This window comes from Parabacteroides sp. (genome assembly GCF_977054455.1).
In genome coordinates, this window is record NZ_CDRTCT010000013.1 from 31,145 (window position 1) to 52,856 (window position 21,712).

General features: G+C 45.8%; 17 protein-coding genes. 8 read left to right on the plus strand and 9 right to left on the minus strand.

All coding sequences use genetic code 11. The annotated features are described in order from the left end of the window. Positions 1–50 precede the first annotated feature (50 nt). Positions 51–2,525, plus strand: coding sequence for a glycoside hydrolase family 88 protein (locus tag ACW6QF_RS08045; protein ID WP_456087425.1), 2,475 nt, complete (start codon positions 51–53; stop codon positions 2,523–2,525). A 711-nt stretch (positions 2,526–3,236) separates the two neighbouring features. On the opposite strand, the gene ACW6QF_RS08050 is transcribed toward ACW6QF_RS08045, so the two are convergent. Further along, complete coding sequence (locus tag ACW6QF_RS08050) at positions 3,237–4,523, minus strand: UDP-N-acetylmuramoyl-tripeptide--D-alanyl-D-alanine ligase (protein WP_456087426.1); 1,287 nt, start codon at positions 4,521–4,523, stop codon at positions 3,237–3,239. Positions 4,524–4,620: 97 nt separating this feature from the next. Between ACW6QF_RS08050 and folP the strand changes: the two genes are divergently transcribed. The 4 genes from folP to ACW6QF_RS08070 all read left to right on the plus strand — a co-directional run bounded on the left by folP (position 4,621) and on the right by ACW6QF_RS08070 (position 8,644). Beyond that, positions 4,621–5,481, plus strand: coding sequence for a dihydropteroate synthase (gene folP / locus ACW6QF_RS08055; protein ID WP_456087427.1), 861 nt, complete (start codon positions 4,621–4,623; stop codon positions 5,479–5,481). A 4-nt stretch (positions 5,482–5,485) separates the two neighbouring features. Next, positions 5,486–6,271, plus strand: a complete 786-nt coding sequence (gene cdaA / locus ACW6QF_RS08060; protein ID WP_298546417.1) for a diadenylate cyclase CdaA — start codon at positions 5,486–5,488, stop codon at positions 6,269–6,271. Positions 6,272–6,403: 132 nt separating this feature from the next. Then, the gene (gene pta / locus ACW6QF_RS08065; RefSeq protein ID WP_456087428.1) at positions 6,404–7,420 is read left to right on the plus strand and encodes a phosphate acetyltransferase; all 1,017 of its coding nucleotides are present in this window, start codon (positions 6,404–6,406) and stop codon (positions 7,418–7,420) included. A 24-nt stretch (positions 7,421–7,444) separates the two neighbouring features. Further along, positions 7,445–8,644 (plus strand): acetate/propionate family kinase, encoded by a 1,200-nt coding sequence (locus tag ACW6QF_RS08070; RefSeq protein ID WP_298546413.1) that lies wholly within the window; start codon positions 7,445–7,447, stop codon positions 8,642–8,644. 80 nt (positions 8,645–8,724) lie between these two features. Here ACW6QF_RS08070 and ACW6QF_RS08075 read toward each other — a convergent pair whose 3' ends face one another. The 8 genes from ACW6QF_RS08075 to rsmA all read right to left on the minus strand — a co-directional run bounded on the left by ACW6QF_RS08075 (position 8,725) and on the right by rsmA (position 15,073). Next, positions 8,725–9,501, minus strand: coding sequence for a UDP-2,3-diacylglucosamine diphosphatase (locus ACW6QF_RS08075; protein ID WP_298546411.1), 777 nt, complete (start codon positions 9,499–9,501; stop codon positions 8,725–8,727). 4 nt (positions 9,502–9,505) lie between these two features. Continuing rightward, a complete protein-coding gene (locus tag ACW6QF_RS08080; protein WP_008146258.1) occupies positions 9,506–9,823 on the minus strand; it encodes an SUF system Fe-S cluster assembly protein in 318 nt (105 codons plus the stop codon). Positions 9,824–10,217: 394 nt separating this feature from the next. Further along, positions 10,218–10,898: a RadC family protein gene (gene radC, locus ACW6QF_RS08085; RefSeq protein WP_298546404.1), complete on the minus strand. Its 681-nt coding sequence runs from the start codon at positions 10,896–10,898 to the stop codon at positions 10,218–10,220. A gap of 84 nt (positions 10,899–10,982) precedes the next feature. Continuing rightward, the gene (gene efp / locus ACW6QF_RS08090; RefSeq protein WP_298546402.1) at positions 10,983–11,546 is read right to left on the minus strand and encodes an elongation factor P; all 564 of its coding nucleotides are present in this window, start codon (positions 11,544–11,546) and stop codon (positions 10,983–10,985) included. A 191-nt stretch (positions 11,547–11,737) separates the two neighbouring features. After that, on the minus strand, positions 11,738–12,436 hold the full coding sequence (locus ACW6QF_RS08095; protein ID WP_298546400.1) for an LrgB family protein: 699 nt from the start codon (positions 12,434–12,436) through the stop codon (positions 11,738–11,740). Further along, complete coding sequence (locus tag ACW6QF_RS08100; RefSeq protein ID WP_298546399.1) at positions 12,429–12,779, minus strand: CidA/LrgA family protein; 351 nt, start codon at positions 12,777–12,779, stop codon at positions 12,429–12,431. Before ACW6QF_RS08100 ends, ACW6QF_RS08095 begins: the two co-directional genes overlap by 8 nt. A 78-nt stretch (positions 12,780–12,857) precedes the next feature. After that, entirely contained in the window at positions 12,858–14,207 is a 1,350-nt protein-coding gene (gene mgtE, locus ACW6QF_RS08105; RefSeq protein ID WP_298546397.1) for a magnesium transporter, read from the minus strand. A gap of 80 nt (positions 14,208–14,287) precedes the next feature. Further along, positions 14,288–15,073: a 16S rRNA (adenine(1518)-N(6)/adenine(1519)-N(6))-dimethyltransferase RsmA gene (rsmA, locus tag ACW6QF_RS08110; RefSeq protein ID WP_456087429.1), complete on the minus strand. Its 786-nt coding sequence runs from the start codon at positions 15,071–15,073 to the stop codon at positions 14,288–14,290. Between the two features lie 96 nt (positions 15,074–15,169). Here rsmA and ACW6QF_RS08115 point away from each other — a divergent pair, with 96 nt between their 5' ends. The 3 genes from ACW6QF_RS08115 (at position 15,170) to ACW6QF_RS08125 (ending at position 21,576) form a co-directional block, all read left to right on the plus strand. Further along, a complete protein-coding gene (locus tag ACW6QF_RS08115) occupies positions 15,170–16,186 on the plus strand; it encodes a lysylphosphatidylglycerol synthase transmembrane domain-containing protein (RefSeq protein ID WP_456087430.1) in 1,017 nt (338 codons plus the stop codon). Between the two features lie 92 nt (positions 16,187–16,278). Continuing rightward, positions 16,279–17,733, plus strand: coding sequence for an aminoacyl-histidine dipeptidase (locus ACW6QF_RS08120; protein WP_456087431.1), 1,455 nt, complete (start codon positions 16,279–16,281; stop codon positions 17,731–17,733). 858 nt (positions 17,734–18,591) lie between these two features. Further along, positions 18,592–21,576 (plus strand): DUF6383 domain-containing protein, encoded by a 2,985-nt coding sequence (locus tag ACW6QF_RS08125; RefSeq protein WP_298552119.1) that lies wholly within the window; start codon positions 18,592–18,594, stop codon positions 21,574–21,576. Positions 21,577–21,712 lie beyond the last annotated feature (136 nt).

Consider the following 21,712-nt stretch of genomic DNA (forward strand, 5'->3'; position numbering starts at 1 on the left):
TGGCTGTTTTTATTGTTAATTTATGAATTGAATAAATATGTAAACGAGTCATGAAGATAAAAAATATATTATTATTTCTTTTATTATCGTTTTTTTGCTCTCTTTCAGCACAGAAGAAAGGTGAATATAATAATTGCAAAATAGATGGATATCGACCAATATGGTTTGATTTGGGGCAAAAATCTGAATATGGATCTAAATATTCAGGTGGTTTGGGTACTTATACGGTAAAACATAACCCGATGGCTATATATTCTCCAGAAACAAATAAAACATTTTTTGTTTTTGGAGGGACTATTAATAAGGATGAAAGGTATTTGCTTTGTATGATTGGTTGTTATGATCATGTAACAGGTAAAGTCTGTAAGCCAACAGTTGTTTATGATAAACAAGGAGTGGATGATCCACATGATAATCCTGCTCTTTTGATTGACAGAGAAGGATATTTATGGGTATATGTTGCAGGGCGGGGCAATCATCGTCCCGGATTTATATATAAGAGTGTGAAACCTTATGATATTTCAAAATTTGAATCGACTGGCTTTAAAGATATAATGGCTTATCCTCAGCCTCGCTTGGTAGAAGGAAAAGGGCATTTTATGTTTTGTACCCGTTATGATGGTGTCCGGCGATTGTTTTACCGGACTTCTCCGGATGGATTGCAATGGAGCGATTACCACCAGATTGCATCTATTATCCCGGAAGGAGAAAACAAGTCAGGCCATTATCAAATTACAGGCCAATATGGGAATAAATTGGTGACAACCTTTAATCGTCATAAAAATGGGGATTGTGATACCCGTACGAATATGTATTATCTACAAACAGTGGATTTTGGGAAAACCTGGACTTTGGCTGATGGTACTCCTATCGAGTTGCCCATTGTGGATAAAGACAGTCCGTGTCGGGTTATAGATGCTGAGTCAAAAGGACAAAATCTTTATATTAAGGATGTGAATTTCGATGAGAGAGGGAATGCAATTGTCTTGTATTTGACCAGTTATGGCCATTTGCCTGGTCCTAAACATGGTCCCCGTGAGTGGTTTGTTGCACATTGGACGGGAAAAGAATGGGTACAATATCTGATTACAACGTCTACTCATAACTATGATTCCGGAAGTCTTTACGTAGAGGGGAATCTTTGGAGAGTAATTGCTCCTACCGCAACAGGGCCACAGCACTGGGGTACAGGGGGAGAAGTAGAGTCATGGATAAGTACAAATTCAGGAAAAACTTGGAAAAAAGAACATGTTTATACAAAAGATAGTCCTCGTAACCACTCTTATATGAGACGTCCGGTGGATGCTGTAGATCCTTTTTATACCTATTGGGCGGATGGGAATCCAGACTGTTTGAGTATATCGAATTTTTATTTTGCAGATTCTAAAGGGAATGTATATCGTTTGCCTTATAACATGAAAGAAGAATGGGAAAAGCCTGAACTCGTGGATTATAATTCTATTCTATCGCCTAAAGAAATTCAAAATAATGTATTCCTATTTGAAAAGGATTACATAAAAAAGATAATGACTAAAACGACGAGTTGGCAATTAGCACATCCTCGTCATAAACAAACAGATTGGACAAATGGGGCTTTTTATGCCGGGGTGTATGCCGCTTGGGAAACAACACAGTCTAAGAAAATATATAATGCAATGATGGCGGTGGGAAATGATTCTACTAATTGGCAGCCTGGCAAACGTTGGTTTCATGCAGATGATATTGCAATTAGTCAGATGTATATCGATTTGTATCGCAAAGAAAAGCGTCCTGAAATGTTAAGTGCGACTATTGAAGCATTGGAGCGTTTTCAAAAAGAGCCTTATCCAACTTCTGGGAAAAAGGATATAATAAAATGGTGGTGGTGCGATGCCTTATTTATGGCTCCTCCTACTTTGATTAAACTGGGGATTGTTACTAATAATAACTCCTATTTGGAATATAGTGACAAATGCTTTAAGGAGTGTTATGATTTATTGTATAATAAGAAAGAACATCTTTTTGCCCGTGATTTGGGATATGTCGTTCAAGGAAATGAGAACAACAGAAAAGAGGCGAATGGCAAATTGATCTTTTGGGGACGTGGCAATGGTTGGGTTATGGGAGGTTTGGTCCGTATATTACAAGAATTACCTCCTAATTATCCGCAAAGAAGTTTTTATGAACAATTGTTTAAGGAGATGGCGGCACGTATTGTTTCTTTGCAACAAGCTGATGGTTTATGGAGAGCAAGTCTTCTTGATCCGGAATCTTATCCAGGAGGTGAGGTTAGTGGCTCTGGCTTTTTGTGTTATGCTTTGGCTTGGGGTGTTAATAATGGGTTACTAAAAGAAGAACTCTACTTAACTGCTGCCAAGAAAGCTTGGATTGGCTTGAATAGGTGTGTGAATGAGGAAGGACAGGTTGGATGGGTACAGCCTATTGGTGCAGATCCAAGAAAAAACTTTTCGGCAGATAGCTGGGAGGTGTATGGTACCGGAGCTTTTTTATTAGCGGGAAGCGAAATAATACGTTTACCTAAATAAGTCTTTTGGTGAGCTATAATGTTTTAACAGGCTTGGTTCGTTAAATTTAATGTAATGTTGAATTAACGAATCAAGCCTGCAAGAAATTGCTAATTTTAGATTAGCTTTTGTATCAGTCACACTGAATCTATGAAAAATCTCTACCACTCTCTCCAATGCCATCCCATGCGCCCCCTTTATAGCACATGATACCCTTTCAGGGGATTCTTGTGAAGTTGTTCCTATCCATCAAAACACCTATGTTTTGAAATCGAATCATTGGTGTTTTGCAAATAGATGCCTGTCGCTTCCCGAAAAGACAGGCTTCGGTTGCCGGATAGATGCCTACCTTTTTGCTGTTACCCTATAGGCTTTTCCCGGACAGGCTAAAGGCTGTATTTTTTAGCCTATAACCTATATTTTATGGGACAGGAACCAATCCGATCCCTTATATGAGAAAGCTGAAAACAGGGTTCACGGCGGTAAAAGGCTAATGGCCAGTGATTTGTTGTGAAGGCTGTGAAACCGGTTTACGATCAACCAATCCTATCGATCGATCCCGCCTTTTTTTATCTTGCATTCACAGGGTTCACAGCAACATGCTGATCTACAGAGTATCCAAAGCAGTGTGAACCCTAATTAAATAAAACAACCAGGGGGTATTTAGAGGATAATCTATGAATATTTGCAAAGATATGTATCTCCTTTACGTGAACCGGATTTGTAGATTGGCTATAAAAATTCTACTACTCTCTCCAGCGCCATCCCATGCGATCCCTTTATCAGTACATGATATCCTTTCAGGGGATTCTTGCGTAGGGCTTCGATCAGTTGTTCCGTTGTGGCATACGTGGTGAAGTTTTTTCCGGCGGCTTTTTGGAAATGTTCGCCACACAGGAATACTTTGTCGTAGTTGCCTTCCTTGATCCGGGCTATGACTTCGGTATGAAGTTCGTCGCTCGTTGGACCTAATTCGCGCATGTCGCCTAAGATGAGGGCTTTGGGCGATACAGGCATTGTGGCGAAATTGTCTAAGGCGACTTTCATGCTGCTCGGATTTGCGTTGTAGGCGTCGATGATCAGTTCGTTGTTTTTAGTCTTTTTCAGTTGTGAACGGTTGTTGGTCGGTTCGTAAGCGGCAATGGCACGGCTGATGCGTTCGGCCGGAATCTTAAAGAAACGGCCTACGGCAACGGCAGCCAACGCATTGTCCAGATTGTAACTGCCGATCAGACGGGTTTCCACCGTGTGGATTTTACCCTGCTGTTTCCATTCGAAAGTCAGGTAAGGATTGCTGCTGACCACGCATCCCCAGGCAAAAGCCGTCTCATCGGAACCGTATGTGACCGGCTCGATCCCTTTGGCGATATCTGTCAGATACTTATTGTCCTGGTTGATGAATATCTTGCCTTTCGTACGGCGCAAATAGTCGTATAATTCACCTTTTGTTTTGATCACGCCCTCGAAAGAACCGAAACCTTCCAGATGGGCACGTCCGACATTGGTGATAATCCCGTAGTTCGGTTGTGCGATGTCGACCAGCTCTTTGATATCCCCCGGATGGCTGGCTCCCATTTCGATCACGGCCATTTCGTGGTCGTGCGTCAGGCGAAGCAAGGTGAGAGGCACCCCGATATGGTTGTTCAGGTTGCCTTCGGTGTAAAGAAGGTTGTATTTGGTAGACAGGACGGCAGCCAATAGCTCTTTGGTCGTTGTCTTTCCGTTTGTCCCGGTGATACCGATAATCGGGCAGCCGATCACTTTACGGTGGCGGTGTGCCAATTGCTGCAAGGTCGTCAGTACGTTGTCCACAAGGATCGTACGATCTCCGGTAAAATAATCCGGATTGTCGATTACGGCATATACGCAACCGGAAGCCAGCGCCTTTTCCGCATATTGGTTTCCGTCGAATTTATCCCCTTTCAAGGCAAAGAAAATCGAACCGCGAGGACAGTTACGGCTGTCGGTTGTCACTTTCGGATTGTGTATAAACAATTCATATAGCTCAGGAATAGTCATCGTCTTTTCTCCTTTATAATTTCTATGAGAGTTATTTCGCGCAAATGTAGTGATTTAATGTATTTACCTTTATCTTTGTCGGAAAGAAAAAATAAGAATGTTACATAAAACGCTCAATATTAGAGGAACGCTTACCTCGCTCGATACTCCGCTGGTGATGGGGATTCTGAATGTCACTCCCGACTCTTTTTATGCCGACAGCCGGAAACAGACGGAAGCTGCCATTGAAGAGCGCATACAGGCGATTTTGTCCGAGGGAGGGCAGATCATCGACCTCGGAGGCTATTCTTCCCGTCCCGATGCCGCAGAGGTCTCGCCGGACGAGGAGATGAGACGTCTGGCTTTTGCCTTGAAGATACTGAATACGCACTATCCGGATGCGGTCCTGTCTGTCGATACTTTCCGGGCGGATGTGGCCCGTCGTTGCGTCGAAGAATACGGTGTGGCGATAATCAATGATATTTCGGGTGGGGAGTTGGATGCAGAGATGTTCGGGACGGTTGCCCGTTTGCATGTACCTTATATAATGATGCATATGCGCGGAACTCCCCAGACGATGCAGCAACATACCGGTTATGGGGATCTGATGGAGGAGATTATGCTCTACTTTGCCAGAAAAGTCCGCCAGCTTCGTCTCTTGGGAGTGAACGATATTATACTGGACCCCGGTTTCGGTTTCAGCAAGACGGTGGACCAGAATTATACGTTAATGGGTCATCTGTGCGAGTTTAAAGAATTCGGTTTGCCTTTGCTCGTCGGTGTTTCCCGCAAGAGCATGATCTATAAATACCTGGGCGGAACACCTGCCGACAGCTTGAACGGGACGACCGTCCTGAACACGATCGCTTTGTTGAATGGGGCGGATATCCTTCGTGTCCATGACGTAAAAGCCGCAATTGAAGCAGTCAAACTCGTCTCAAAAACTTTCAACTTTCAACTTTCAACTTTCAACTGTTAATGTTATGTGGATGAATTTCGGAATAAAAGACCTGATCGATGTCTTACTGGTAGCTTTCTTCTTGTACCAGACATATAAGCTGATGAAGAATTCCGGTACGCTGGCCATCTTCAGTGGGGTTGTCTCGTTTATCATTGTCTGGATTCTGGTTTCCCAGGTATTGGAGATGCGCCTGATGGGAGCGATACTCGACAAGTTTATCAGTGTCGGTTTCCTCGTGCTGGTGATTTTGTTCCAGGATGAGATACGCCGTTTCCTGGTGGCGCTCGGTTCGCACAGGGGATGGAAGTTCCTGGGGAAAATATTTTCGAAGAAGAACCACGACAAGGAGAACGAAGGGAAGTTCATTGCTCCGGTTGTCCTGGCTTGCATGAATATGGCGAAGAAAAAGACGGGGGCGCTGATCTGCATCCAGCAGGATGTCGATCTGACCGTTTATGAGCATACCGGTGAAATGTTCAACGCTGATGTCAATGCCCGCCTGATCGAGAATATCTTCTTTAAAAACAGCCCTTTGCATGACGGCGCCATGATTATCGCCGACAATCGTATCAAGGCTGCCGGCTGCATCCTTCCGGTCGCCCAGAACGCCAATCTGCCGAAAGATATGGGGCTGCGCCATCGTTCAGGCTTAGGTATGTCGCTCGAAACGGATGCACTGGTAATCATCGTTTCGGAAGAACGCGGGAAGATATCGGTCGCCCATAACGGTAAAATCGAAGTGAACGTTACGGCAGAAGAATTGCAACAAATCCTGTCAGGGGAGAAGGAAGTAACAAATTATTGTTAAATGTTCTGAAACTGATAGGCCCGCTTGTAAATCTTTTACTGATTTTGCAAACTCTATATTGCATTTTGCCTACTTTTGTACCCGATTATCGTGATATCTAACTAACAATATAATAAAAACAGATCTTCCGCTATGGACTTAATGCAAGAGATTATTGCACGCGCTAAAGCAAACAAACAGCGTATCGTTCTTCCTGAAGGAACAGAAGAAAGAACATTGAAAGCTGCCGACCGTTTAGTGGCCGACGAAGTTGCAGACATTATCCTGATCGGCGACCCCGCTGAAATCAACAGCCTGGCTGCCCAGTACGGGTTGAACCACATTGGACAAGCTACTATTATCGATCCGAAGAATCACGAAAAGAAAGCCGCTTACGCAGACCTGCTTTTCCAGTTGCGCCAGAAAAAGGGTATGACTCCCGAAAAGGCTGCCGTTTTAGTAGAAGATCCTTTGTTTCTTGCCTGCCTGATGATCAAATCCGGCGATGCCGACGGTGAAATCGCAGGTGCACAGAACACGACCGGTAACGTGTTGCGTCCCGCTTTACAGATTATCAAGACGGCTCCGGGCATGAGCTGCGTTTCAGGTGCGTTCCTGATGTTTACAAAGACTCCGCAGTATGGTAAAGAAGGTATCCTGGTATTTGCCGACTGCGCCGTAATGCCGAATCCGACAGCACCCGAACTGGCAAGTATCGCGATCGCCACGGCTGCTACGGCCCGCGATATCGTAGGTATGGAACCGCGTGTCGCCATGTTGAGCTTCTCCACCAAAGGCAGTGCCTCTCACGAGATGGTCGACAAGGTTGTCGAAGCTACCCGTCTGGCAAAAGAAATGGCTCCCGACCTGAAGGTCGACGGAGAATTGCAGGCCGATGCCGCTTTGGTTGAAAAAGTCGCTTCATTGAAAGCTCCGGGCAGCGATGTGGCCGGACAGGCTAACGTTTTGGTATTCCCGACTCTGGAAGTAGGCAATATCGCTTATAAGCTGGTTCAGCGTTTAGGTGGTGCAGAAGCCGTAGGCCCTATCCTGCAGGGGATGGCTGCTCCGGTTAACGACCTGTCACGCGGTTGTTCCGTTGACGATGTCTATAAGATGGTAGCGATTGCCTGTAACCAGTCGATCGGTCTGAAAGCTGCAAAGAAATAATAACGAATAACATACACTACAAACATGAAAGTATTAGTATTAAACTGCGGTAGCAGTTCGATTAAATATAAATTGTTCGATATGACATCCGGTGAAGTAATGGCACAGGGGGGTATCGAAAAGATCGGTCTGCCGGGTGCATTCCTGAAACTGACCGACAAAGACGGTAAGAAAGTCGTTTTGGAAAAAGAGATTCCCGGCCACAAGGAAGGGATCGAATTTATCCTGAGCATCCTGACCGACAAGACATACGGTTGCATCAAGGATTATAACGAAATCGACGCTGTCGGCCACCGCGTGGTACATGGTGGTGAAAAGTTCGCTTCCAGCGTGAAGATCGACCAGGATGTGATCAACAAGGTAATCGAATGTTCCGATCTGGCTCCGCTGCATAACCCGGCTAACCTGAAGGGTATCGATGCTATGGAAGCGTTGATTCCGGGTATTCCCCAGGTGGCTGTGTTCGACACGGCTTTCCACCAGACAATGCCGGCTAAGGCTTATATGTACGGTTTGCCGTATGAAATGTACACGAAATACGGTGTGCGCCGCTACGGCTTCCACGGAACAAGCCATCGCTATGTTTCCCGTCGCGCTTGCGAAATCCTGGGTGTCCCTTATGAAGAACAGAAGATCATTACGGCCCATGTAGGCAACGGTGGTTCCATCGCTGCCGTAGACCACGGCAAATGCGTGGATACTTCTATGGGGCTGACCCCGGTTGAAGGTCTGCTGATGGGTACTCGTTGCGGTGACGTAGACGCCGGTGCTCTGTCTTTCATTATGGATAAGGAAGGCTTGGACGGTCACGGCTTGTCGGATTTGATCAACAAGAAGAGCGGTGTTGCCGGTTTGGTAGGCGGTTCTTCCGACATGCGTGATCTGGAAAATGCGGTAGCTGCGGGAGACGAACGGGCTATTATGACATTGGACGTTTATAACTACCGTATCAAGAAATATATCGGTGCCTATGCTGCTGCCATGGGCGGTTGCGATATCCTGGTATGGACCGGTGGTGTCGGTGAGAACCAGTGGGCGACACGTCGTGTCGTTTGTGAAAACATGGAATACATGGGCATGAAGATCGACGTAGAAAAGAACGAAGGTATGCGGGGTGAAGAAATGGTCATCAGCACACCGGACAGCAAGGTTACGATCATCGTGGTTCCGACAGACGAAGAATACATGATCGCTGCCGATACGATGGATATATTAGGTAAATAATAAGTATTCTAATCCTCACAGCTTACAAAACATTAGGATTAGTGTTTAGACTGCCCCGACATCGGTTGGGGCAGTCTTTTTTACTCTGTTTCGAACTGCTCCATATACAGTGTCTCCCCGTCCCAGACGATATAGGAGAAGTGTCGCATCCAGTCGCCTGCGATCAGGAGCCGTGCGGTCCGTGAGAGCATCAGGTCGAGCATGATATGGCGGTGTCCGAAGATGAAGAAGTGGATGTCCGGGTGCGTTTTGAGGTATTCTTTTGCAAAGAGGACCATATATTCGTGGTCTTCGCCCAGGTATTCGGCAGCCTCGCTTGTCTTATGTTTTTTCAGTCCGCTTTTGCGGCTGCTGAGCGACCAGCCGAGGGCGAAGCCGAACGTCCAGCGGGGATGGATGCCCGCATACAGCCATTGGCAGAATTTATTGCGGAAGAGGGCGCGGAGGAAGCGGAACGCCTTGCTTCGATAGTCCACCTCGTCGCCATGTCCGAGGAAGAACCGTTTGCCTAAAAGGTCTACGGTGAGCACATCCCGGTGGATGACCGCACCGATCTCCTTCGGGAGATAGTCGAACATCCAGATGTCGTGATTGCCGATGAAGATATGGATCTCCACCCCGTTGTCGGATAGTTCCGCCAGTTTACCGAGGAAACGGACGAAACCTTTCGGTACGACATATTTATACTCATACCAATAGTCGAACATATCCCCCAGGAAATAGATCGCCATTGCCTCGTCCTTGATGCTGTCCAGCCAGCGTACCAGTCTCTTCTCGACGGCAAGGGGATCTTTATGGAAACGGGCCCCCAGGTGGGCGTCCGACGCAAAATATATTTTCTTTCGAAGGGAATCCATGTTTCTATAAAAAACCTAATTCCAGTTTGGCTTCTTCGGACATCATGTCCTTGTCCCATTCCGGTTCGAAAACAAGGTTTACTTCCACGTTGTTCACACCGTCGACAGATTCGATCTTCATCCGGACATCTTCCAGTATGAAATCGGCGGCAGGGCAGTTGGGGGCGGTGAGGGTCATATCGATGCGGACGTTCTTCTCATCGTCCACCTCTATATTGTAGATCAGGCCAAGATCGTAGACGTTAACCGGGATTTCCGGGTCGTACACGGTTTTAAGCATGGCGACAATCGCTTCTTCTGTTTGGAGGAATTCGTTGTTCATCTTTCTTTAATTTGAATGCAAACATACTAAATAATTTTCAATTCCCGGTAGTCGTATATTCTTGTCTGGGCAATCACACCAAAATTCAGTAGATGGGGTGGGGCTACTTATTATTATGTTTTTTCCAAATCCTCTTCACTCTATCTAAGACCGAAGCCGGAGAGAATTTGTCAACACCCCCATGTCGCTACTTCCAACACCCGGATCTTACGCTCCATAGATCCGGGTGTTGGAGGCGGCTACATGGGGGTGTTGGACAAATCCCCTCCGGAATAGGCGGATCGGAAGTGCCCGGCTTATCCTTTCTGTCAACGAAGGCGAAGCCGCTTGCCTTCAACGGCTCGCCTCTTTGGATTAGGTTCTCCACGGGAATATGCGGCTCGCCTTCAGTTTCTCAAAGTCTTCCTTCATCCGAATAGCTGAAATAGTCGCCATCGGCCAGGACAATATGGTCCAACAATTGTATTTCAACCAAGCGGGCGGCGTCCCGGAGGCGTTGCGTCAGTTGGTCGTCCTGCCGGCTGGGACGGGTGTTGCCCGAAGGATGGTTATGGCAGACGATGATGCCTGCCGCAAGGGCGTTGATCGCCGCTTTCAGGATGATGCGGAGGTCGGCGGATGTCTCGCTTGTCCCGCCCTGGCTGATCTTGACCTTTTCGATCACCAGGGAAGAACGGTTCGTCAGTGCGATCCATAATTCTTCGTGGGGGAGGTCGCAGAGCAAAGGATGGAAAAGCCGGTAAGCGTCTTGGCTGGACCGGATGGCCGGACGTTGGACCGGATCGCTGTCGCCGCGCCGTTTCCCAAGTTCGAGGGCGGCATTGATGATGATCGCTTTGACTTGACCGATGCCTTTGAACTTTGACATCAGCTCTTTGACGGACAATTTGCCTAAGGCATTCAGATTGTTATTGACGGAATACAGAATACGTTGTGACAGTTGGACTGCGGTTTCCCGGCTGTTGCCGGAGCCGATCAGGATGGCAAGTAATTCGGCATCGCTAAGGGAAGCAATACCTTTCAATAACATTTTTTCTCGTGGGCGGTCTTCTTCTGCCCATTCTTTTATTTTCATAGCAAGAGAGTTTTGGGGATTTTAGATTTATGATTTATGATTTATACGTTGACAACATAAATCATAAATCATAAATCATGAATTTTACCGGATACGTCCTACATAAGAACCGTCCTGTGTATTGATTTCGATGATTTCACCTTCTTCAATGAACAACGGAACGCGTACTTCGGCACCTGATTCTACTGTTGCAGGTTTCAATGTGTTGGTTGCCGTATCGCCTTTGATACCCGGCTCCGTGTAAGTTACTTTCAACTGTACTTTTACAGGCATGTCTGCGAACAGGACCGTTTCTGTTGAAGCGTCTGAGACAACGTCTACGATCTGGCCTTCGATCATGAAGTCCACACCATTGATCAGGTCTTTGTCGATGATGATATCGTCGAAAGTTTCCTGGTTCATGAAGTGATAGTGTTCGCCTTCCTGATATGTGTACTGGTACGGGCGACGTTCTACGCGTACATCTTCCAACTTTTCACCGATGTTGAAACGACGTTCGATCTGACCGCCTTTTACAACGTCTTTCAGGGTTGTACGCATAATCGTGTTACCTTTTCCCGGTTTTACGTGAAGAAAATCGACGCAGAAATAGAGTTTACCGTCCAGACGGATACATGTTCCTTTCTTGATGTCCTGTGAATTAATCATACTAATGTGCTTTATATTATATTGTTAATTTATTTCGTGATGGATTTCGGGTGCAAAAGTAGTGTTTTCCTCTTAAAGTAACAATAAACTTCTGTATTTTTATTTGGAAATAGATTGCAAATCAGTTTGATATGATGAGGGTGCGCAAAGGCGGAATGCGTTCCCCGGTCAAGTCCGTGATGGCAGGCCGGCTAAAAAAGCGAGATAACAAAGCTGATAGCCGGGACGAGGATCGCCGTCATGATCCCCATCAGGCCGATGGCGAGTCCGCTCAAAGCCCCTTCCACCGCGCCGATCCGGATCGCGACGGAAGTGCCTACCCCGTGCGAAGAGGCGCCCAATGCCAACCCTTTGGCTATGCGGCTTTCAATGCCCAACACTTTCATCACGAACGGTCCGGCGATGCTGCCGAATATTCCGACCGCCACTACGATGACGGCTGTCAGGGAAGGAATGCCGCCGGACTTCTCGGCAATGCCTATCGCTATCGGTGTCGTGACTGACTTCGGTTCGAGCGTGGCGACCAACGCGGCATCTGCTCCCATCAGTTTGCCGATCGCTATAACGCTGACAATCCCGACAATCGCTCCGACAAAGACGGACGTCAGGATCGAAATCACATTCCCTTTCAGGTATTGGATCTGCTCATACAGTACATATCCTAATGCCACGACCGACGGCCCCAACAGGAAATGGATCAGGTGGCTGCCTTTCTGAAACGATTCGTATTCGATATCCATCGCTTTCAGGACAACGATAATGACAAATATGGAGGTGATAAGCGGGTGCAACAGGCTGATACGCGTCTTCGCATACAAAGCCAGAGCAGCCAGATAAGTACCGATCACCAAAGTCAGCGAAAAGACTTCCGATTGTACCAAGTCATTCATTCCCGTCCGTCTCCTTTCCTAACTTTTGCTGGATGAGCGCCACGCTGGCAATTACGAGCAGGGTGCTGACAACGGAGGCTGTTACGATCACCACCCAATGCCGGGAGATGATGCCGAGCGAATCCATCAGTCCCACACCTGCCGGCAGGAAAAACAACCCCATGTTTTCGGTCAGAAGCGTGGAGAGCTTCTTCACTTTGTCCGGCTTGACGGCCTTGAATACTAACGCCAGGAATAACAACACCATCCCAATCACGCTGCCCGGGATAAACCCGTCGATAAAATAACTGATAAACTCTCCTGTGAAATAGAAGAAGAGGATGTAAAATGCTTCTATTAGCATGTTCTTACTGTCTTTTAGATAACCGCTGCAAAGATAACACCTTTGCAAGAGATATGTTCTACAACATATAAGATTTAACTATCCCGCCAGCGCCGAAGCAATGAACATGTAGATCATCATGCCGATGATGTCGTTTGTAATCGTGATAAACGGCCCGGTGGCCAAAGCGGGATCGATCTTCAGTTTATCGAGCGTCATGGGGACCAGTGTCCCGAAGATACTGGCGAACATCACGACCGCAAACAGGCTTAAGGAAACCGAAGCGGTGATGCCTCTGTCGCCTAACATAAAGAAATTATAGATGAACACGACCAGGCTGATGATGCTGGCGTTAATCAGCGAAACGACAGACTCCTTCAATATCTGGGGCAGAATGTTCCCCTCTTTCAGACTGTTGTTGGCCAGACCTTGCACCACGATGGCGGAAGACTGGATACCGACATTTCCGCCTGTCCCGCCGATCAGCGGGATAAACAGCGCCATCTTGGGATTGACGGCAAAATTCCCTTCGAAATTTCCTAAGATCAGGGAGTTGCCGATTCCGCCTATCATGCCGATCAGGAGCCAGGGAAGGCGGGCGGCCGTTTGGGTGAAGACGTTATCCGAAGTTTCCACATCCTGCGAGATACCGGATGCCAACTGGTAGTCACGTTCGTGCTGTTCGCGGACTTCATCCATAACGTCGTCGATGGTGATACGTCCGACGAGGCGCCCGATGCTGTCGATAACGGGCAGGGCGACCAGGTCATACTTCTCGATCGTCTCGGTCACCTCTTCGATACTGTCGCTGTCGCGGACGGAGATCGGGTCTTTCTTCATCACGTGCTTGATCTTCGAGACGGAAGGATTGGTGATCAGCTTCTGCAGTGGGAGGACGCCGCGCAGGCGTTCATCGTCGTCGACTACATAGACGTAATAGATTTCATCCATGTCTTCGGCTTGCTTGCGCATCTCGTCGATACATTTGGGCATACTCCAATTCTCGTTCACCACGATCATTTCGGTACCCATCAAACCACCGGCGGTGTCTTCGTCGTATTTCAACAGGTCGACGATATCGCCTGCCTGCTCTACGTCTTCGATGTGCGAAAGAATCTCTTCCTGGGTATCTTCGTCCAACTCACGCATCAGGTCTACGGCGTCGTCGGTCTCCATATTGTCCACGAAGCGTTTGGCAATCAGTTCGTTCGGGAGTTCCTTCAGTAACTTGTGACGGTCTTCTTCGTCCAGTTCCATCAAGACATCCGCAGCCTTTTCGCCATCCATCAGCAGATAGAGGTAGATCGCCTCTTGCAGGTTAAGTTCCTGATACAGTTCGGCTATGTCCGCCGGATAGAGTTCGTTCAGTATCTCCTTGATCTTGGCATCATCCTTCTCCGTGATGATGTCTTTTAGATGGTCTATATATTCTTTCGTCAGTTCAATCATGCTTTGGAGAATTTATGATTTATGATTTATGATTTATGAAACAATACAAGCTCCATAAGTCATAAATCATAAATCTGAAATCATAAATCTTTTAAATTCCGTTCCGTTATCAGCGTCAGTTCCACGAACTGCTCTACGGATAGCTGTTCCGGCCGCTTGTCGAAGATCGGAAGCGAATAGTCGGGACAATCCTTGCCTAACAGGGGTTTCATGGAGTTGCGCAATGTCTTGCGGCGTTGGTTGAACGAGGTTTTGACGACCGTCTTGAACAGCTTCTCGTCGCATCCCAACGATTTCCGGTCATTCCGCACCATCCGTATCACCGCGCTTTTGACCTTTGGAGGCGGATCGAATACTTTCTCGCTGACCGTAAACAGGTATTCCACTTCGTACCAGGCTTGCAGCAGGACGCTCAGGATGCCGTATGTCTTGCTGCCCGGACCGGCGGCAAGGCGTTCGGCCACCTCTTTCTGTATCATGCCCGAACAGCAGGGAATATGCTCCTTGTAATCGAGTACTTTGAAAAATATCTGGCTGGATATATTATAAGGATAATTGCCGATCACGCAAAACCGGTCCGGGAACAGCTTACCGAGATCCAGGCGCAGGAAGTCTTCCGCCAGAATCTTGCCTTCCAAGGCGGGAAAGTTCTGCTCCAGGTAATCGACCGATTCCATATCCAGCTCCACTACTGTCAGATCGTGTCCTTTTTCCAGTAAGAATTGGGTGAGGACGCCCATACCAGGGCCAATTTCCAGTACAGGCAACTGCTTGTAATCGGACAGTGTATCTGCAATGCGTTCCGCTATTTGCAGATCTTTCAGGAAATGTTGTCCTAACGCTTTCTTTGGCTTAACTAATCTCATCCACTTCTTTGCTGTAATGTGTTCGTATTTAAATATAATGCTTATCTTTGCAGGCGTACAAAAATACAACAAATAATTTAAAGTCATCTACGCATAATGGATTTTAAAGCAATTCTACGCACGTTTCTCAAGATAATTCTCCCGCTTGCTTTCGGTTGTTTGCTTCTCTGGTATCTGTACAGTAAGATGGATATCGGCGAGATCTGGAATGTCATTCGCAAAGGCGTTCGCTACGAGATTATTCTTTTTTCGCTTTTGTTCGGCCTGGGAGCCAATATTATCCGGGGATTGCGTTGGGGATTGCTGATCCGTTCGCTGGGTGATAAGGTGAAGACGAGCAATGTGATTTATGCCGTGCTGGGGAATTACGCCGTGAACCTTGTGCTGCCGCGTGTCGGTGAGGTCTGGCGTTGCGGGATGATAACCAAATATGACAAGATCCCGTTTACCCGCCTGCTGGGAACGCTCCTGGTCGACCGTGTGAGCGATACCATCATGGTCGGGCTGATCACAATCTCCATCATTATTTTCAATTTTGGTTTCTTCCACAGCTTCTTTGCGAAAAACCCGGCGTTGCTGGAGGGTTTCCAGTCTATGTTCAACTCGATATGGATTTACGTGGCAGGCGTAATTTTTATTGCCGGAATTTGGTTTATATTCACATATATGAGTAACTTTACGCTGGTCAAGAAAGCAAAGTCGATGTTGCAGAACGTCTGGGACGGAATGAAGAGCATCTGGCTGATGAAGCATAAAGGTCTTTTCGTGATTGAAACACTGTTGATCTGGACAGGATATTTCCTGTATTTCTACATCACATTCTATGCTTTCGACTTTACCCGTGACCTGGGCGTGACGGTCGGTCTGATCGCCTTTACGATGAGCAGTATCGCCGTGGCGGTACCCGTTCAGGGCGGTATCGGCCCGTGGCATTTTATGGTGATCGCCACCTTGATGTGTTTCGGGGTAAGGGAAAACGATGCAGCGGCTTTCGCCCTGGTGGTGCATACGGTGCAAACCGCCTGGCTCGGACTTACGGGATTGTTCGGTGTGGTGGCGCTGCCCTTTGTAAACAAAGGAATTGACAATGGACAATTGACGATGGACAATTGAATGTCCGGTTGCCCATTCGATATATAACATTAATTATCAACCTGATTGTCAGTTGCCGATGGTCAATTGACAATTAAAACGCAGTTTTATTTATGTCAGCAGAAATCAAGAATCTTTCTCCGCAGCCAGTCTGGGGTTATTTCTATGATCTTACGCAAATCCCTCGTCCGACCGGACACATGGAGGCTGTAACCCGTTTTATGGTAGCTTTTGGTAAAGGATTGGGATTGGAAACCTTACAGGACGAAGTGGGAAACGTTTTGATTCGTAAACCGGCTTCTCCGGGAATGGAAGGACACAAAATCGTGACCATGCAGTCCCACCTCGATATGGTTCCGCAGAAGAACTCTTCGGTAAAACATGATTTCCTAACCGATCCGATCGATGCTTACATAGAGGGAGATTGGGTGAAGGCCCGCGAAACGACATTGGGCGCCGATAACGGCATGGGGGCCGCTTTTGCAATGGCTGTCCTGGCGGACAAGACGTTGAAGCATGGTCCGCTGGAAGCTCTTTTCACCATCAACGAAGAAGTGGGCATGGATGGGGCAGTCGGTTTGAAGCCGGGTTTCCTGAAAGGGGAAATCCTGTTGAACTGTGATTCGGAGGAAGAAGGCAAGCTGTTTGTCGGTTGTGCCGGCGGCGCTGACCTGAATGTCTCCATGCAATTTAAGGAAGATACTTATATCCCGGAGGGCGATGTTGCCGTGAAGATCAGCCTGACCGGCTTGAAAGGCGGTCATTCCGGTGTGGATATCCATCTGGGACGTGCGAATGCGAATAAGCTGATGTTCCGTTTCTTGAAAGAAGCCGTACGCGATTACGGGGCTCGCCTGTCGTCTGTCGACGGCGGTTCGTTGCGCAACGCGATCCCGCGCGAGGCTTTTGCCGTCCTGACGATTCCGGGCGACAATGTGGAAGCTCTCTGGGAACTTGTTTCCGATTATCAGGAAATGTACCGTTCCGAATATAAAGGCATTGAACGCAATATTAATTTAACGGCCGAAATGACCGGTATGCCGGCAACTCTCATACCGGAAGAGATCCAGGATGATCTGATCAATGCGATAGAGGGCTGCCAGAACGGTGTGATCAGTATGCTGATGGATTTTCCGGGCACGGTCGAGTCGTCTACCAACCTGGCAATCGTCAAGTCATCGGACGAAATGATCGAGATTCAGATTTTGGTTCGCAGTTCGTCCGAGAGCCGTAAGGAAGCGGTTTGTTCGAGCTTGGAAAGTATTTTCTCTCTGGCTGGGGCAAAAGTGGAATATTCGGATGGTTACGGCGGATGGCAGCCGAATATCGATTCGCCGATCCTGAAGATCATGCAGCAGGCTTATTTGGATCTGTACGGGAAGAAGCCGGAAGCAATGGTTATGCATGCCGGCTTGGAATGCGGTATCATCCAGGAATCCTATCCTGATATGGACATGATCTCTATCGGCCCCGACTTGGAGCATCCGCATTCTCCTGACGAGCGAGTAAGCATCCCGTCTGTTGCCCGTACGTGGGATTTTATTGTGACGACGCTTGCGAGAATCTGATTCGTATCTTACTTATTTATATAAAGGGAGACAGAGGTGTGTCCAAGCACCTTTATCACGATCTTTTAGGCACGGAAATCCGTGCCTAAATTATATCTGTTAGTTAGCCGGATCTTGTTTTGCCACACCTCCGTTTCATGTTTCAAACATAATCCAAGTTTGAAACTTTAGTTTCATGTAGTTCCTTCCTTTGAAACTTTAGTTTCATGCCGAAGAAACAAAAGTTTCCCCGGACGAAACTTTAGTTTCAACCCGTGAAACTAAAGTTCCGACCGCAGACACTTTAGTTTCGGCTGTTGAGACTAAAGTGTCGAAGCCTGAAACAATGACGGCCTGTGTTTTTGGATAAATATCCGCCTCGAAAAGGGGGTAAAAAGGGCTGTTTTCGGCGTTTATTTGCAAAAAGGCGTTTTTTGGCATTTCTATGGTTTTCGTAATAGATTGATTAATAGTAATGTACAATTTTCTATAATGTACGCGTAGAGGGGCTTTTTTAGGGGATAAATTAAGCGCAAAATCGAATGTAAAATGTTGATTTTTAAAAAGATATGAGGTGGGCTTAAAATGACTAATGAAAACGTACGTTTTTTTAGTCATTTTTCAGCTACAAAAATACGCATACTTTTTAAAACTGCAATTCTTTCTTCAAAGATTTTTCTTTTTCTATATTCTTTCTTATCAATTAGATAGCTTAACCAGTACGAAAAACCACCTTTTTATCACGAACCATCCGAACCCTCCAAAAAAATGACTAAAAAAAACGTACGTTTTCATTAGTCATTTTATAGGATGATCCCAAGAAGGGATGAAAGAACTGAATTTCATTATATATAGTATTATTAATTAAATTATTAGATTATGAACAAAAAGTTTTCTACTCTTGTAGCAGCATGCTTATTGCTCTCTGGTTTCGCAAATGCAACGAATCCGGACGACGCTCCGAAAGATGCTGTGAAAGCTGAAACTGTAGCAACTGGTAATTATTACCACATTGGTGCTTTTACAGGTACTACAAATGTATTCCTTACCATTAAAAAGACGGATGATGGTTTTGCTCTGGTAAAAAAAGGTCTTGAATCAGGAGATTTGTTGACTGCATCTACTGACTCAGCTTTGTGGGAACCGACAGTGATTAAGTCACAGGCTCCTTCTGCTCCTGTTTATACTTTTAAGAATAAGTACACAGGTAAAATCTTAGCTGTAAAGTATGCTGGCGATAACAAAGATCAAACGGCTATCTTGGTTGATCCTGCAACAGAAGGCGCATTCTCTGAATTTACATGGGATTATAATGGTACTGACTCTGCGTTAGTTGCTTATGATGCTCAGAACAAGCCTTATGTATTGGATTTCTCAGGAGCGTCTACTGGTAGTGTAGTAAAATTTGTAAAAGGTAAAAGTGCAAATTTGAACGGAAAGGGTGTTAAACCTTTTAACCCTGCAGAGATTTATATGACAGCAGAAATGCTGAATGCAGAATTAGGAGGAAAATCTTTCAAACTGAATGTCTTAGGTACTTATACAGATAAGACTAAGGATCCTTTGATTGGTGAATTTATTGCTCAGGATGCGAGTACTTTAGGTAATCCCTTGACTTATCCTGGTGTTTATTTACAAGCCAAAGATAAAAGCAAAGATCGTAAAGTTAAAGATGCTGATGGTAATTATCTGAAGAATAATAATGTTTTTCTGGTTGTTGATACTGTATTTGTCGATGGTTTTGGTCGTGTAGACTCTATTAACGCAAAGGGGCTACGGATGGCATTAGATACTATCAGTTCAACTCATGCCGCTTGGTCCTCTCCAGCTGCTTGGACTACAGATTCTGTTGCTGCAGGTAGACAACCGGCTAACTATCGTTTCTTTATTTATAAAAACATTGGAAAGGTTGCATCTGACTCTTTGATTGTAAAAGTTGATACTATACCTTCTATTGGTGTAAGTGGTAATTCTTTCTCACAGGGTATTAACCATGCTTCTGCCCCTGGCGCTGGTTATTTGGCTAATTATGTAATTGGTACAGGTAATACTCCTGTTCTGACTCCGCTTGATTCTTCTTATTTAGTATCTCAGCCTAAATATCAGTTGCCATTTATTACTTTAGGTGAAGGAACAAAAGCTAACTTGCCGGAAGGCATCTACTCTATTCAGCAGAAAAATGGCGGCTTCTATCAAGCAGCTTTAGTTAAGGCTGGTGCCGTTGCTGAATATGATTCTCTCGGTACTGCCGTTTGTAAGGAAGTCCCTTATTCTCAGTGGAGACTTTCTGGTTCAAATGGACGTTATAGCATTGTAAACCGTGAAAATGGTGTTGTATTCAAGAATTATCAACAGGTAATGACTCTTTATACAACTGATAAAGAAAATGAATACAAATATGGTGACGAAACATTGATTATTAAACCGATCGCTGATGTAGATGAAGATGATGCTTACTTAGGTTACAAGCATTTCACTGCTGAAGAATTGGATAATTTAGCTGTCCGTTTACGGTTCACTGCATTTGGTGGTGTTGAAAACTTATATGTAGTTGGTAATAGAGCTGACTCATTACTTCATGTTCGTCAGGTTGCAGATGTGGAAGATGCTATCGAATTCAAACTTGTAGCTGTAAAAGATAAAGATGGAAAAGATAAAGATGTTAAATATAATGCTTCTGAAGGTTTGAATCGTCGCGCTTATCAGCTGATGGTCAATAATTATGGAGATAATAGTGTTAGAGAATATTTAGTTTGGGATGGTAGAAATTCTGCATTTGCATTGAGTGATTTTGAAGATCGTGGTGATGGTGCTGTTGCCGATAGCGCTGCTGTGGCTGTTATCTTCCGTCAGAATTGTGAAGGTGCATATCAGATACTTCCTGTTGATACAGCTATGATTGGTGTAAATCATTCTGGTTTTAAAGCAGATAGTTTGTGGGTAAATGGAACCCAGTTGACTGTAATAGGCTCTAATGATTTATTGGTTGGTTCTGATGTAAAGGGCTTACCTACCGGATATTTCGTATTGGATATTCCAGAAGCTCCGAAATATGCAGCAGTAGAAACAGGCCATTATAGAGTACAGTCTGTAAATAATACATCTTTGGCTATTACTACGAATGCTGATGGTGCAGCTGTATTGCGCGGTGTCGGTGAGTCAATGCTGAAGTCTGACCCTGCTTATGCAGCAAATAACTTCGTGTTATATGTTGATTCAGCTTGTACACATAATGCTGCAATGCCGACATATTATATTTCTACAACTCAGGCTACAGCAGGTACATTGACTCCAGAAGATTCTATTGCTGGTGCCCGTTATTATATGATGAATACTTTGGCAAGAGATGGCAAAGCAAATGCAGAAAAACTTGTATTTGCTAAAGCTAAACAGCCGTTTGAAACGGGTGATACTTTGGTTGTAGCTCCTTATGCAAAGACTGACACAATGGTAATTGGTGGTAAAGACGGTGCTCAGAACCGTGCAGCATTTGCATTCCAGACTACAGCTAATCCGGGTGAATATAAGATTCAGAATGTTGCAACCGGTGAGTATGTAAAACAGGTTAATACTGTTATATCTCTGGCTACAGGTTATGCCAATGGTAATAACTTTACATTGGAAGCTCAGGAAACACCGACTTCTAACGAGGGAGTTACCATTTCCGATGTAACTGTTATCGCAGGCGAAGGTCAGGTAACGGTTGCTAACGCTGCCGGCAAGAAAGTGGTTATCACTAACATCTTAGGCCAGACAGTTGCTAACACGGTTATCACTTCTGACAATGCTATAATCGCTGCTCCTCAGGGTGTAGTCGTAGTAGCTGTTGAAGGCGAAGAAGCTGTTAAAGCTATCGTTAAGTAAAAAGGATATTATGTAGAGGCGGGGCTTGCTTCGCCTCTCTTAATCAATATAATTCTAAAATTTGCCGTGCGCACGTAGGGATACACGGTTGTGTATTTTTACGATGGCAATTATCCCGTGACGGGTGAACAAGCGG

Bases quoted from the DNA above. Each gene is read 5' to 3' on its own strand.
- ACW6QF_RS08045 (WP_456087425.1), top strand. From the start codon at position 51: ATGAAGATAAAAAATATATTATTATTTCTTTTATTATCGTTTTTTTGC.
- ACW6QF_RS08050 (WP_456087426.1), bottom strand. From the start codon at position 4,523: ATGACTATTCCTGAGCTATATGAATTGTTTATACACAATCCGAAAGTG.
- folP (WP_456087427.1), top strand. From the start codon at position 4,621: ATGTTACATAAAACGCTCAATATTAGAGGAACGCTTACCTCGCTCGAT.
- cdaA (WP_298546417.1), top strand. From the start codon at position 5,486: ATGTGGATGAATTTCGGAATAAAAGACCTGATCGATGTCTTACTGGTA.
- pta (WP_456087428.1), top strand. From the start codon at position 6,404: ATGGACTTAATGCAAGAGATTATTGCACGCGCTAAAGCAAACAAACAG.
- ACW6QF_RS08070 (WP_298546413.1), top strand. From the start codon at position 7,445: ATGAAAGTATTAGTATTAAACTGCGGTAGCAGTTCGATTAAATATAAA.
- ACW6QF_RS08075 (WP_298546411.1), bottom strand. From the start codon at position 9,501: ATGGATTCCCTTCGAAAGAAAATATATTTTGCGTCGGACGCCCACCTG.
- ACW6QF_RS08080 (WP_008146258.1), bottom strand. From the start codon at position 9,823: ATGAACAACGAATTCCTCCAAACAGAAGAAGCGATTGTCGCCATGCTT.
- radC (WP_298546404.1), bottom strand. From the start codon at position 10,898: ATGAAAATAAAAGAATGGGCAGAAGAAGACCGCCCACGAGAAAAAATG.
- efp (WP_298546402.1), bottom strand. From the start codon at position 11,546: ATGATTAATTCACAGGACATCAAGAAAGGAACATGTATCCGTCTGGAC.
- ACW6QF_RS08095 (WP_298546400.1), bottom strand. From the start codon at position 12,436: ATGAATGACTTGGTACAATCGGAAGTCTTTTCGCTGACTTTGGTGATC.
- ACW6QF_RS08100 (WP_298546399.1), bottom strand. From the start codon at position 12,779: ATGCTAATAGAAGCATTTTACATCCTCTTCTTCTATTTCACAGGAGAG.
- mgtE (WP_298546397.1), bottom strand. From the start codon at position 14,207: ATGATTGAACTGACGAAAGAATATATAGACCATCTAAAAGACATCATC.
- rsmA (WP_456087429.1), bottom strand. From the start codon at position 15,073: ATGAGATTAGTTAAGCCAAAGAAAGCGTTAGGACAACATTTCCTGAAA.
- ACW6QF_RS08115 (WP_456087430.1), top strand. From the start codon at position 15,170: ATGGATTTTAAAGCAATTCTACGCACGTTTCTCAAGATAATTCTCCCG.
- ACW6QF_RS08120 (WP_456087431.1), top strand. From the start codon at position 16,279: ATGTCAGCAGAAATCAAGAATCTTTCTCCGCAGCCAGTCTGGGGTTAT.
- ACW6QF_RS08125 (WP_298552119.1), top strand. From the start codon at position 18,592: ATGAACAAAAAGTTTTCTACTCTTGTAGCAGCATGCTTATTGCTCTCT.